Annotated in this window: 16 protein-coding genes; 15 read left to right on the top strand and 1 reads right to left on the bottom strand. The window is 35.5% G+C overall.

Annotated features, from left to right (window positions below; translation table 11 throughout):
• The first annotated feature begins 171 nt into the window (after positions 1 to 171).
• The 13 genes from J2772_RS11860 (at position 172) to J2772_RS11800 (ending at position 9051) form a co-directional block, all read left to right on the top strand.
• The gene (locus tag J2772_RS11860; protein WP_209916867.1) at positions 172 to 867 is read left to right on the top strand and encodes an NUDIX hydrolase; all 696 of its coding nucleotides are present in this window, start codon (positions 172 to 174) and stop codon (positions 865 to 867) included.
• A 346-nt stretch (positions 868 to 1213) separates the two neighbouring features.
• Positions 1214 to 1756, top strand: coding sequence for an NADAR family protein (locus tag J2772_RS11855; RefSeq protein WP_209916860.1), 543 nt, complete (start codon positions 1214 to 1216; stop codon positions 1754 to 1756).
• Between the two features lie 31 nt (positions 1757 to 1787).
• Positions 1788 to 2333: a prolyl hydroxylase family protein gene (locus J2772_RS11850; RefSeq protein ID WP_209916859.1), complete on the top strand. Its 546-nt coding sequence runs from the start codon at positions 1788 to 1790 to the stop codon at positions 2331 to 2333.
• A gap of 68 nt (positions 2334 to 2401) precedes the next feature.
• Positions 2402 to 2737: a hypothetical protein gene (locus J2772_RS11845; protein WP_209916857.1), complete on the top strand. Its 336-nt coding sequence runs from the start codon at positions 2402 to 2404 to the stop codon at positions 2735 to 2737.
• A 2-nt stretch (positions 2738 to 2739) separates the two neighbouring features.
• The gene (locus tag J2772_RS11840; RefSeq protein ID WP_209916855.1) at positions 2740 to 3594 is read left to right on the top strand and encodes a hypothetical protein; all 855 of its coding nucleotides are present in this window, start codon (positions 2740 to 2742) and stop codon (positions 3592 to 3594) included.
• Between the two features lie 44 nt (positions 3595 to 3638).
• Positions 3639 to 4709 carry an adenylosuccinate synthetase gene (locus tag J2772_RS11835; RefSeq protein WP_209916853.1) on the top strand — a complete coding sequence of 357 codons (1071 nt, stop codon included), beginning with the start codon at positions 3639 to 3641 and terminating at the stop codon, positions 4707 to 4709.
• An 80-nt stretch (positions 4710 to 4789) separates the two neighbouring features.
• Positions 4790 to 5386 carry a DUF4291 domain-containing protein gene (locus tag J2772_RS11830; protein WP_209916852.1) on the top strand — a complete coding sequence of 199 codons (597 nt, stop codon included), beginning with the start codon at positions 4790 to 4792 and terminating at the stop codon, positions 5384 to 5386.
• A 10-nt stretch (positions 5387 to 5396) separates the two neighbouring features.
• A complete protein-coding gene (locus tag J2772_RS11825) occupies positions 5397 to 5825 on the top strand; it encodes an ADP-ribosylation/crystallin J1 (RefSeq protein ID WP_209916850.1) in 429 nt (142 codons plus the stop codon).
• 67 nt (positions 5826 to 5892) lie between these two features.
• A complete protein-coding gene (locus tag J2772_RS11820) occupies positions 5893 to 6408 on the top strand; it encodes an O-acetyl-ADP-ribose deacetylase (RefSeq protein ID WP_209916848.1) in 516 nt (171 codons plus the stop codon).
• A gap of 63 nt (positions 6409 to 6471) precedes the next feature.
• Complete coding sequence (locus J2772_RS11815) at positions 6472 to 7158, top strand: SIR2 family NAD-dependent protein deacylase (RefSeq protein ID WP_209916846.1); 687 nt, start codon at positions 6472 to 6474, stop codon at positions 7156 to 7158.
• Between the two features lie 27 nt (positions 7159 to 7185).
• Entirely contained in the window at positions 7186 to 7665 is a 480-nt protein-coding gene (locus tag J2772_RS11810; protein WP_209916844.1) for a hypothetical protein, read from the top strand.
• Between the two features lie 17 nt (positions 7666 to 7682).
• Positions 7683 to 8225, top strand: coding sequence for an RNA 2'-phosphotransferase (locus tag J2772_RS11805; RefSeq protein ID WP_209916842.1), 543 nt, complete (start codon positions 7683 to 7685; stop codon positions 8223 to 8225).
• Positions 8226 to 8304: 79 nt separating this feature from the next.
• On the top strand, positions 8305 to 9051 hold the full coding sequence (locus tag J2772_RS11800) for a metallophosphoesterase family protein (protein WP_209916840.1): 747 nt from the start codon (positions 8305 to 8307) through the stop codon (positions 9049 to 9051).
• Positions 9052 to 9300: 249 nt separating this feature from the next.
• Here the strand turns inward: J2772_RS11800 and J2772_RS11795 are convergent, their stop codons facing one another.
• Complete coding sequence (locus J2772_RS11795; protein ID WP_209916838.1) at positions 9301 to 9852, bottom strand: SMI1/KNR4 family protein; 552 nt, start codon at positions 9850 to 9852, stop codon at positions 9301 to 9303.
• Positions 9853 to 9990: 138 nt separating this feature from the next.
• Between J2772_RS11795 and J2772_RS11790 the strand changes: the two genes are divergently transcribed.
• Both J2772_RS11790 and J2772_RS11785 read left to right on the top strand, forming a co-directional pair.
• A complete protein-coding gene (locus J2772_RS11790; protein WP_209916836.1) occupies positions 9991 to 10248 on the top strand; it encodes a hypothetical protein in 258 nt (85 codons plus the stop codon).
• Positions 10249 to 10355: 107 nt separating this feature from the next.
• Positions 10356 to 12080 (top strand): hypothetical protein, encoded by a 1725-nt coding sequence (locus J2772_RS11785; protein ID WP_209917325.1) that lies wholly within the window; start codon positions 10356 to 10358, stop codon positions 12078 to 12080.
• Positions 12081 to 12132 lie beyond the last annotated feature (52 nt).

Below are 12132 nucleotides of genomic sequence, written 5' to 3'. Positions count from 1 at the left end.
TTTTTTAATATTAGGTGATTAATTTGATGTTATTATTCTACAGAATAATTGAACTTTGTATGGCAAAAATAATTGCTGATAACGACAGAACTTGACGTATAAAATAAAAGATTATCATTTGGGTTAAATTAAAAAATTGTATATTTGCGTATTCGTAACGCAAATTAGTATATGGGCTCACCAAAAAAATTACAGGATATCAAAGTGGCTGTAGATGCAGTCATTTTTGGATATTTCGATAAAAAAGATCTTCAAATCCTTTTAATCAAAAGAAATATTGAACCCTTTAAAGGCGGTTGGGCGCTTCCGGGAGGTCTTGTTCTTGATGATGAAAACCTCGATGATGCCGTAAAGAGAGAATTACATGAAGAGGCGGGCATAAAACCCGATTTTTTAGAACAACTCTACACCTTTGGCAATGTGGGCCGCGATCCAAGAAACAGAGTGGTTTCAGTGGCTTATTTGGGATTGGTGAACCCTTCTTACCACGAGCTGTTTGCAGACTCTGATGCAGATGATGCACAATGGTTCAGTGTCAATGCACTTCCAACTGTAGCCTTCGATCACAAAAGCATCATTGATATTGCTTTAAAAAGGCTTCGCACCAAAATTCAATATCAGCCAATCGGCTTTAATCTTCTCAATGAAGAATTTCCTTTCTCAGACCTTGAAAACCTTTACAAAACTATTGTGGGACAAGAAATTGACCGCAGAAACTTCCGTAAAAAAATTATGAGCTATGGTTTGCTTAATGAAACCAATAACGTTAAAAAAGAAGGAAGCGGAAGACCCGGAAAGCTTTTTACTTTCAATCAGGAAAAATATAAAGAGTTGGAAGAACAGGGCTTCTACTTCGAAATCAAATAGTTTTTTAACCACAAATCGCACAAATATTTTACACGAATAATCACAAAATTTATCAGTAAGTGTATTATTAAGAATTACATCAGGTATTTTATAAAAGATATTCAGAAGAGATATTCAATAGAAACGGGCTTTAGCCTGTTTTTTTATATACCAGCATTCCACCGGCTTTAGCTTAAACCTTATAGATTCGTGGTATTGGGGTCATAATATTTATAGTATTCGTATTTTTATTAATTAAATTTTATTATTGATAATCAGTTGTTTATGTTTATTAGCGTAAAAATAACACAAATAAATTTGGTTTGGAAAATGATATTGTATTATATTTGCGTATAAATAACACAATATGAAATACACCATACAAAATATTAAAGACAGATTTCAGAAAAAGCAAAGGATAAAATTTTTGTTTTTCTGGGGGCATACGGTTAAAGATGAAATCACCAAGTCCTGCTTTAGCCAATGGTTTACAGGAAAGTTTGAAGAAAATGGGATTGTTTACAAAACAGCAGAACATTATATGATGGCTGGTAAGGCAAGATTATTCAATGATGCTGAAACCTTAGAAAAAATAGTGCAGGCAGCCACTCCTAATCAGGTTAAAAGTCTGGGAAGAAAAGTAAAGAATTTTGATCCGAAAGTCTGGGATGAACACAAATATGAGATTGTAAAACAAGGAAATCTTTTAAAATTTTCTGAGAACAAAAAGTATAAAGACTTTCTTTTATCAACAGGGGATAAAATCCTTGTAGAAGCCAGTCCTTATGATACCATCTGGGGGATAGGAATGCTGGAAACAGACTCAAGAGCAGAAAATCCTTTATTATGGAACGGAGAAAACCTTTTAGGATTTGCTTTAATGGAAGTTAGAGATGAATTAAGAGGGTAAAAACACAATAACCAGTCACAAAATAGTAATCATGGAAAAAACAGACCTACATCCGCAGATATTTCTGATTGAGGACTTTCTTTCAGAAGCCGAATGTGACGAATACATTGCCTTATCTCAAGGAAAAGATTTTGAAGAAGCCAAGATCAATGTTGGCGGACGCCAGATGATGAGCAAAGGAATCAGAAATAATGACAGGCTGATGATTTTCGACAATGATCTTGCAGAAGATCTTTTCAAAAAAGCCGCTGAATTTCTTCCACAGGAACATGAAAATTTCAGGCTTCTGAATTTTAATGAGATGTTCAGGGTTTACAAGTATTCTCCTGGCCAGCAATTTAAAATGCATCGTGATGGAAGCTACATCAGAAACGAAAAAGAAAAAAGTTTCTATACGTTTTTAATCTATCTGAATGATGATTTTGAAGGCGGAGAAACAGAATTCGAAAACCTTTTCACAGTAGCTCCTAAAAAAGGGACTGCCTTAATCTTTTATCATCCTTTAAGACACGAAGGAAAAACCTTGATTAGCGGATTAAAATATGTTTTAAGAACTGATGTAATGTATTCCTGTTAAAATGAATGCAGGAAGCATAGCTATGTTCTTTTCAATTAGCGTAATAATAACACAAAAAATGGTCAGATATGGAAGATGAATTAAAACCAAGATTTATCGAATCATTACAAAGAAATAATGATCAGATCAGAGAAGACCGTGCGCGAACGATCGGAGAAGATTCAGAATTGATTTACAGGCGCAAGGTAGAAGATATCGAGTTAAAAATAAAAAGACTCGAGCGGGAACAGGAAGGACTTATTGATATCAGTCCTTTGGACAGAAACAGCTTGACTTTCGCGGATTTTAATCCCGAAGCATTCGTTCAGAAAGACATGGAATTATCATTAACAATCAGAAATCTAAATATTCAACTAGAAGTTACTCAGAAGAGATTTGAATATTTATTTGGAAAAACATTTTAGTCATGGGAAGTACAAGATACGATATAGATGCTCGTTATGACAGAGCAAGCAAAGCAGGTTACAAAACAAAATCTGCAGGTGAAATTTTCACACAGAATGCCAAAAGACAGGCACATCCCTCAATGATGCCTAACGGAATTTCTTTCAGGGAATCCAGAGACTCTGAAGTGCACCCTAATTCAGTTCCTATTATTCTGGGATTGGATGTCACCGGAAGTATGGGACATATTCCTCATGAACTCATCAGAGAAGGCTTACCTAAGCTGATGGGTGGAATTATCCAAAGCGGAGTTCCGGATCCGGCATTGCTTTTCCTGGGAATAGGAGATCATGAATGTGATAGTTATCCGCTTCAGGTAGGGCAGTTTGAGTCTGGAGATGAAGAACTGGATATGTGGCTTACCCGTACTTATATTGAATCTGGAGGCGGAGGAAATGCAGGTGAAAGCTATCTTTTAGCATGGTATTTTGCGGCATTCCACACCAGAACAGATGCCTTTGAAAAAAGAAATCAGAAAGGATTATTGTTTACTGTAGGTGACGAACCTTGTCTGAAAGTACTTCCGGCATCAGCCATCAGGGAAATTATGGGTTCAGGACAACAAACTTATACTCATGGTGAACTGTTGGAAGAAGCTAAAAAACGATACGAGGTATATCACATCAGTGTTTTACATTCCGATCAGTCCATAAGAGCAGACAGAGGCTGGAAAGAGCTGCTAGGTCAGAATTGTATATCGATAGAAGACCACAGAGAGATTCCGGAGGTTATTAAAAGGATTATCTGCGAAAAGTATAAAGATAAAACCTTTGGAACACCAAATCTGGATGGGTTAGACAACGTACAGATGCTTTAGAACACCAATTTGCCGGAAGGGCAATAATTAAGAAAATGCTAAACATGAAAAAGGCGCAAATAGTTATAGGATTAGGTTTCGGAGATGAAGGAAAAGGAATCACTACCGATTTTCTGGCTCAGCAAAACCCCGAATCTGTGGTTATCAGATTTTCGGGGGGACAACAGGCAGCTCATACCGTAATGATGGAGGATAGAAAACACGTTCATTCCAGCTTTGCAAGCGGGGCTCTTCGCGGATTACCGTCTTATTTTACGGAACATTGTACGATTCATCCTCTATTTCTATTCAATGAAAGAGAAGAATTAAAGGCAAAAAACGGAAATCTGGAGCTTCATATTCATCCATTAGCGAAGGTAACCACGCCTTTTGATGTTTGGCAAAACAGGAGCAGTTCAAAAAATCTGGAACACGGAACCTGTGGAAAAGGAGTAGGAGCAACGATGAAAAGAAATGAAAGCCCATACAAACTATTTGCAATTGATCTTATTGCTCCAAGAGATATGTTGATTGAAAAGCTGAAAGGAATAGGTTATTACTACGGTTTTATGGATAAAGATCAGATTAATGAAAAGATTGCTCCTTTTCTAGAAGCTATTGAGAAAATAGATTGGAAGATTGATGATTATGGCTATCTGAATTCATTTGAAAATCTCATTTTTGAAGGCAGCCAGGGTATTTTATTAGATATGGATCATGGGGTTTTTCCGAACGTAACCTATGCTCACACAACCTCAAAAAATGCTTATAAGATCTGTAAAAAGCTAGATATTGAAGATATTGAAATGTATTATGTGACCAGAAGCTATGCAACACGCCACGGAAATGGCTGGATGAGCAATGAAAAAGAGATGATGTTGAGAAATAATGAAGAAGAAACCTGTACCTTTAATGAGTATCAGAAAGAATTAAGGTTGGGTGATTTAGATTATAGTCTGCTGAATTATGCCTTAAAATTGGATGGAGCTTATGTCAATTCAACTAAAAAGTATTTAGTGATAACCTGTCTGGATCAGATTGATGAGGAGTTTAAGTTTGATAAGCTGGACATGAAATTTGATACTATTTTCGGGTCTTATTCTCCTTATTCAAAAGATTTTAAAAGACTGATTTAATACTGAATACAGAGATTTTAATTTTATATTTAAGGGGGAAATAGAACGTTGAAGTATATGTCTATGATTTTGATTAATAAATGATGAAAGAATTTGAAATAAGAGCAGATTACACCCGTGATACCATTGTTGTATATCAGGCTTATAATAAAGCCATTGCAAAAGCTGCAGTAGAAAATCAGAAGTTTAGCGCTCCTTTTTCATTCAGCAGGATGACATGGATTAAACCTTCTTTTCTTTGGATGATGGAACGAAGTAATTATGGACAGAAATCCAATCAGGAATGTACTCTTGCTATACATATTAAGCGGGAAGCATGGGAAAAAGCTTTGAAACTGGCAATTTTAACCTCTCCTGAAAAAAGAGTATATCCCAATCCCAAAATTTGGGAAGAAGAATTTGAAAATGCGAAAGTGTATGTACAATGGGATCCTGAAAGAAATATTAAAGGAAACAAATTGGAATATCGTTCCATTCAGATTGGAATCAGTCGCTATCTGATAGAAGAATTTAATGAAGACTGGATTGTAAAAATAGAAGATTATTCGCCTCTGGTAAAAAAGATTTTAAACCTTACCAAACAAGGAGAATTTAATAAAGCAAAGAAACTATTGCCCATAGAAAAAATATATCCGTTATCCTATGAAATTGCTCAGAGGATAGGATCAGAAAATTAAGATGAACAAGATGAAAACAACAAGACTTTACAGACCGGTAGGAGAGAAGGAAATGGTATTGATTATAGAGAATGAATACAAAAAATTTCCGCCCAGACTGGAATGGCAACCAATCTTTTATCCGGTACTGGATGAAGACTATGCCTCAGAAATTGCTGAGAAATGGAATACCAGAGATGAGTTTGGAAACTATCTTGGTTTTGTAACCCGTTTTGATGTTTCAGAGGAAGTTGCCAATCAATATCCGGCACAGAATGTAGGAGCAAGAAATCATAATGAGCTGTGGGTTCCCTCAGAAGAGCTGGAGAGATTCAATCAGGCCATTGTGGGAAATATAGAAGTTATTAAAGTGTTTGTAGGAAATGATTTTAAAGGATCAGTAAATACAGAAATAGGAAGCTTGGTAAACACTTTAAAAATAACCACCACGAATCCATAATATTGTAAAAACATTCGTGCTTTCGCGGCTAAAAAGAAGAGATGCTGAAGCCATTTGAAGAAATATAATGAAAATTGAAGTTATAAAAGGAGACATCACAAAAATTAATGCAGACGCCATTGTCAATGCAGCTAATTCTTCCTTATTGGGTGGTGGCGGTGTAGATGGTGCTATTCATCGTGCAGGAGGGCCACAAATTCTGGAAGAATGCAGAGCGATCAGAAACAGGCAGGGTAAGTGTAAAACAGGGGAAGCAGTAGTAACAACAGCAGGCAATCTTTCTGCACAATATGTTATTCATACAGTAGGACCAGTTTGGAATGATAATAAAGAAAAAAGCTCAAAGCTTTTATCAGATTGTTATAAGAACTCTTTACTGGTAGCAGAAAATCTTGGTGTTAAAACAATAGCTTTTCCTAATATCAGTACAGGAATTTATAGGTTTCCAAAAGAACTGGCAGGAGAAATTGCTGTCAATGAACTAAGAAAATTTCAATCAGATATCATAGAGAAAGTTATTTTTGTCTGTTTTGATGAAGAGAATGAAGAAATTTATAAAGCCCTTTTAGAATCTCCTATTTAGAATCAATTATATTCGTGCATTAGTGGCCAAAAAACACAGTGTACAAAACAAAATTTAAAACCAATGAAAAAACTAACCATATTAAGCGGAGCAGGAATCAGTGCCGAAAGTGGAATTCAAACCTTCAGAGACGGAGATGGCCTTTGGGAAAATCATAGTGTAACTGATGTGGCCAGTCCGGAAGGATGGAGAAAAGACAGAGCCCTGGTGTTGGAATTTTACAATCAGAGAAGACGTCAGTTGCATGAAGTAGAACCTAATGAAGCCCACAAACTAGTAGCAGAACTGGAAAAATATTTTGAGGTACAAATTATTACCCAAAACATTGATGATCTGCATGAAAGAGCCGGTTCCTCTAAGATCCTTCACATCCATGGAGAACTGTTCAAGTCTTGTTCTTGCAATAACAAAAAACTGATCTACGAACAAAAAGACGATATAAAACTAGGAGATAAAGCTGAAGATGGTGCTCAATTAAGACCATTTATCGTATGGTTTGGAGAAGATGTTCCTTTATATCAGGATGCCAGAGAAATGGTAAAAGATTCAGATATTTTATTGGTGATCGGAACTTCTTTACAGGTATATCCTGCTGCCGGGCTGATCCACGATATCAAAGATGACTGCCTTTTAATCGTTATCAATCCTAATGAAACAGGTTTTGGCTACGGAGAAAGAGCAGTAGTAATGAAAGAAACAGCAACACAGGGAATGAAGCTCTTATTTGATAAACTGGTAAATCTTGCCTAATATTAAAAAACTATACTCTGTAAACCAATGAAGTCTATCCTAAAAATCCTGACCGGTATATTTTCCAAATATGATCCTGATAATGATATTGCGAATTTCCCTTTGAAGAAATATCATGGAAAAATTGAAATCAATAAAGCGGTAGAAGTTGGAAATTGTGGTGTTCATTATTCTCCGGATTATACATTTCAGACTCCGGTTGAAGTACTGAATAGGGTAAAGGATAAGACCTTCCTTTGGATAGATAATCAAAATAGCCTGCTGGGGTTTTCAGATCAAAAGAAGACTTTATTAGTTCCTTTAAATAAGATCAATGGATTTGAAATTCAAAATATATTGAAGGGAAAAGGACCAGGAGAATCTGATTTATTCCTCTATCTTCATAATAGTGTATCTGTAATGCTTTCAATAGCACCAGACACCTATTATTTTGATCAATATGCAGATGAAATCAATAAAACAACAGGGTTTACAGTCATTTTCCCCCCGGAATTTTATAACACTTAATGAAAACACAAAAAACAATGAACGAAATAGAAACAAAAAGAATAAGTAAATTTTTAAGCCTTATTTTGAGGCACCAACCCGAAACTATCGGCCTAAAGCTGGATGAAAACGGATGGGCAGATGTAGAAGAACTAAGAACAAAATCAGCTAAAAAGAGAGTGTATTTTTCTTTGGAAGAATTAGATGAGGTGGTTGAAACCAATAATAAAAAAAGATTTGCCTTTAACGAAGATAAAACAAGGATCAGAGCCAGTCAGGGCCATTCTATCAATATAGATTTAGCCTTGGAAGAAATACAACCTCCTGATTTTTTATATCATGGAACTGCTGAAGCCAATATTTCTTCCATTATGGCAAAAGGAATAGAAAAAAGAAGCCGCCAGCATGTACACTTAAGCGCTGATAAAGAGACTGCTACAAAGGTGGGGATGAGACACGGAAAACCCATAATTCTGACCATCAGAACCGGAATAATGTATGAAGAAGGAATTGCTTTTTATCAATCAGCTAACGGAGTATGGCTTACAGAGTTTGTAGATCCAAAATATATTTCAAAATAATAAAAAACTTCAACGTTGAACCAAAACAAAGCCATTATTTAAAGATAATGGTTTATCTTTTCACCAACGAAAGCAAACCATGAACAGAACATTAGTAATAGGAGATATTCACGGCGCTTTTAGAGCATTGCAACAGGTGCTTGAAAGAGCTGAGGTCACCCAAAATGACAAATTAATTTTTCTTGGAGATTATGTAGACGGCTGGAGCGAATCTTTCCAAGTTATTCAATCTTTAATAGACCTTTCCGAAAAGCAGGAATGTATCTTTATCAAAGGAAATCATGATGTTTGGTGTGAAGACTGGCTGGCCCGTGGAGAAGGGCCCGGTGTCTGGCTTTCCAATGGTGGAAAAAGTACGGTAGATAGTTATGAGAATTATTCTCCTGAAGATCAGGAGCTCCATCTTGAGTTTTTTCAACGCATGAAAAGTTATCACGTTGATGATCAGAATCGTTTGTTTATTCATGCCGGATATTCTTCCATGCATGGCCCTGAAAAAGAAGTCTATTCAAGCAATTACCGATGGGACAGAACCCTTTGGGAAACAGCCGTAGCCATGGATAAGAAATTGGAGAAACACTCTATGCTCTATCCTAAAAGACTGCTTCTTTACAAAGAGATATTTATCGGGCATACTCCAACACTTTATATTGGAAGTACAACACCCACCAATAAGGCCAATATCTGGAATATGGATACCGGTGCAGCTTTCACAGGAGCCTTATCCATTATGGATATTGATACCAATGAATTCTGGCAAAGCGATCCACTTCCATCTTTATATCCTACAGAAAAAGGGCGAAATGGTGATATGCTAAGTAAATGATATAGAAATTGATAAAGATCCTCACTCTTATTAATTTCTATATCTCTTAGGTGTAATATTTTTATTTCACTGAATACTTCGGAAAAATTACTGTTAGACAGAATATTCCGATCAGCTTCTTTCCCTGAAATAATAAGATTGTAAATATTCTTCTCTTTCATGAAAGAAAAACAGTCTTCCGCCAAATCTTCTTTTTCAAGGATAATAAATTCTTCTGGCCTTCCCTGTACTGTTGTTCCTATATATATTTTACAATGTTTCTTTCCCTTTAGTTTCAACAGCTTTGATAACCCATTCTTCAAAAGTACGCCATGAATTCAATTCATCCGACGTTTCAACATATTCACCAATAGGATATTCATGACAATAAACATCATAGTTCCTTTTATCATTCCTGGTGGTACAAAACCCCATCCAATCGCCCATAGAACAATGGGAGCCAATCATGATAAAATGATCATTTATTTCTTCTGCCTCTTCAATTTCTTGCTGAACATGGGCGTTATGCTCTTGTAATTGAGTTAAATTATAGATTTCAAAACAGGGTAAATATTTACCTATTAAAAACTGCCCACTTCCAATTTCGGCTAAGAAATGATAATAAGATTCAGGAAGCAAATGTTGGGTAAAGGCTTTTATTTCTTCTACTTCTATATGTGAAATCGGTTGAATATTAAATTTTAAGCTTTCTGATTCTATGATCTGCTGGCCATCTTTCCATTGGCTTGTTTCCAGAATAACTTCTTGTTGTGAACCCCATTCTTTTACTATATGTAAAGCATTGATAAATTCTGTCTTCATTATTACGGCTATATAATCTGGTTAGTGAGCGCTGATCTTCTTGAATTGCATTCACTGTTCAAACTTAGTAATTTTTCCTCTTTTCTTTCCGGTATTTTATGTCCCGGAAACCAGTTATATTTGTAAAAACTCTATTCAATGAATAAAAATATCTATGAATCATTAACCAATGAAGAGCTGATTAAAAAAAGAAATACATTCAAAGGAGTCTCTATCGGCTTCGGAATTATTTTTTTGTTAGGAATCATAGCATTTATTGTGCTTCTGTCCATAAAAGGAGCTAAAGGTTTTCCCTTTGTTGCATTTACTCCATTTATAATAATGCCTGTAACAATGCTGCCTTTACTTATTAACCTTAATTTGGTGAATAAAGAAATCAAATCGAGAAATCTGTAATCCCATTATGATTGAAAAGAAAGCAGAAAAAATAATGTATTGATCTTTATTTTGTTTTTTTGACAGGATCATATTGATTAATTTTAAATCCGAAAATTATGTCAATAATGAAACTGAAATATCTGCTGTTTGTTCTAAGCTCATCCTTGGTTTTTGCTCAAAAAACATTTCAGACCCCCTTTGAAAAGGGAAATGGTAACCAAACTGTTACCTATGATGAAATGAATACCTATTATCAGGATTTAGCCCAAAATTTTAATACCATCCAATACCTTAAAAAAGGAGAGGATGATAATGGAAAGCCTATTTATGTGGTGGTGTACAACCCTTTTCCTGAAAAGAATATTGAAAAACTGAGAAAAGATAAAGCCATTCTCTTTGTCAACAACGGAATTCACCCGGGAGAACCGGATGGGATTGATGCCACCATGATGCTGATGAGAGATCTGGCAACTAAGAAGATTAAAACTCCACAAAACTTTATGATTGCCGCTATTTCTGCTTACAATGTCAGTGGAATGCTGAACAGAGGCTCCTATTCCAGAGCCAATCAGAACGGTCCGGAGCAATACGGATTCAGGGGAAATGCAAGGAATTACGACCTGAACCGGGATTTCATCAAAGCAGATTCTAAAAATGCAAGAAGCTTTCAGGAAATCTATCAATGGCTGAAACCCGATGTCTTTATTGATAACCATGTAAGTAATGGCGCTGATTATCAATATACTTTCACCTATATTTCAACCTTTAAAGAACGCTTAGGAAATGTGTTGGGAGCTTATTTTTATAATGATTATCAGGCTAAAAATCTTGATGATATGAAGAAATTAGGTTATGAAAGTACCCCTTATGTCAATATTCATGGGGATGTTCCCGAGGTAGGTTTTGCTTCATTCGAAGATTCTCCGAGATATTCTACAGGCTATACAACCTTATTCAATTCTTTGGGAACCGTTCCTGAGACTCACATGTTGAAGCCTTATGACAAAAGAGTAGACGCAACTTACAAGTATATGCTGGTTAACCTGCAAAATCTGGATAAAGACTATCAGAAAATAAAACAGCTTCGTATAGAAAACCTTAAGCAATACGAGGCTGGGAAACAATATGGAATCCGGTGGAAAATAGATTCTACTAAGTATACAACCATGGATTTTAAAGGCTATGAAGGCAAATACAAACCAAGTGAAATCTCAGGTAAGCCAAGGCTTTATTATGACAGAAACAAACCATTTACAAAGAATATCAAGCTTTTTAACACAGCAGTTCCTACAGGGTATATTACCATTCCTAAATACTATGTGATCCCACAATCGCAGTACAGAGTTATTGAAGAATTTAAAAGAAACGGAATTCAGATGAAGCTGATTCAAAAGGATAGCACTATTGCCGTAGAATCCTACAAGATCAAAGACTTTAAAACTGTAAAAAATCCTTACGAAGGATATTATCTGCATTATGAAACCACTGTTGAGGCATCCAAAAAAGATCGAGTATTTATGGCAGGAGATTATATTGTTTCTACCAATCAATCTGGAGTTAAATATATTATTGAAACCCTTGAACCTGAAGCGTTAGACTCTTTCTTTAACTGGAACTTCTTTGATGGTATCCTCGCTCAGAAAGAGTATTATTCTGCTTATATTTTTGAAGATACAGCAGCAGAATTGCTCAAGAAAGATCAAAAATTAAAGGATGCTTTTGAAGCAGCAAAAAAATCAGATAAAAAACTATCGGAAGATGGCGAAACTCAGCTGGATTGGATGTACAGGCATTCTCCTTATTTTGAGGAAAAAACTTTCAGACAGTATCCTGTGTATAGAGTTTTGTAAATAATTGAAAATAAACAGATAAGATAAAAAAAGACGTTTCATTGAAACATCT

This window comes from Chryseobacterium jejuense (genome assembly GCF_017877355.1).
Taxonomy (GTDB): domain Bacteria; phylum Bacteroidota; class Bacteroidia; order Flavobacteriales; family Weeksellaceae; genus Chryseobacterium; species Chryseobacterium jejuense_A.
This window is presented reverse-complemented; position numbering and strand designations above follow the sequence as displayed.

Bases quoted from the DNA above. Each gene is read 5' to 3' on its own strand.
- J2772_RS11860 (WP_209916867.1), top strand. From the start codon at position 172: ATGGGCTCACCAAAAAAATTACAGGATATCAAAGTGGCTGTAGATGCA.
- J2772_RS11855 (WP_209916860.1), top strand. From the start codon at position 1,214: ATGAAATACACCATACAAAATATTAAAGACAGATTTCAGAAAAAGCAA.
- J2772_RS11850 (WP_209916859.1), top strand. From the start codon at position 1,788: ATGGAAAAAACAGACCTACATCCGCAGATATTTCTGATTGAGGACTTT.
- J2772_RS11845 (WP_209916857.1), top strand. From the start codon at position 2,402: ATGGAAGATGAATTAAAACCAAGATTTATCGAATCATTACAAAGAAAT.
- J2772_RS11840 (WP_209916855.1), top strand. From the start codon at position 2,740: ATGGGAAGTACAAGATACGATATAGATGCTCGTTATGACAGAGCAAGC.
- J2772_RS11835 (WP_209916853.1), top strand. From the start codon at position 3,639: ATGAAAAAGGCGCAAATAGTTATAGGATTAGGTTTCGGAGATGAAGGA.
- J2772_RS11830 (WP_209916852.1), top strand. From the start codon at position 4,790: ATGATGAAAGAATTTGAAATAAGAGCAGATTACACCCGTGATACCATT.
- J2772_RS11825 (WP_209916850.1), top strand. From the start codon at position 5,397: ATGAAAACAACAAGACTTTACAGACCGGTAGGAGAGAAGGAAATGGTA.
- J2772_RS11820 (WP_209916848.1), top strand. From the start codon at position 5,893: ATGAAAATTGAAGTTATAAAAGGAGACATCACAAAAATTAATGCAGAC.
- J2772_RS11815 (WP_209916846.1), top strand. From the start codon at position 6,472: ATGAAAAAACTAACCATATTAAGCGGAGCAGGAATCAGTGCCGAAAGT.
- J2772_RS11810 (WP_209916844.1), top strand. From the start codon at position 7,186: ATGAAGTCTATCCTAAAAATCCTGACCGGTATATTTTCCAAATATGAT.
- J2772_RS11805 (WP_209916842.1), top strand. From the start codon at position 7,683: ATGAACGAAATAGAAACAAAAAGAATAAGTAAATTTTTAAGCCTTATT.
- J2772_RS11800 (WP_209916840.1), top strand. From the start codon at position 8,305: ATGAACAGAACATTAGTAATAGGAGATATTCACGGCGCTTTTAGAGCA.
- J2772_RS11795 (WP_209916838.1), bottom strand. From the start codon at position 9,852: ATGAAGACAGAATTTATCAATGCTTTACATATAGTAAAAGAATGGGGT.
- J2772_RS11790 (WP_209916836.1), top strand. From the start codon at position 9,991: ATGAATAAAAATATCTATGAATCATTAACCAATGAAGAGCTGATTAAA.
- J2772_RS11785 (WP_209917325.1), top strand. From the start codon at position 10,356: ATGAAACTGAAATATCTGCTGTTTGTTCTAAGCTCATCCTTGGTTTTT.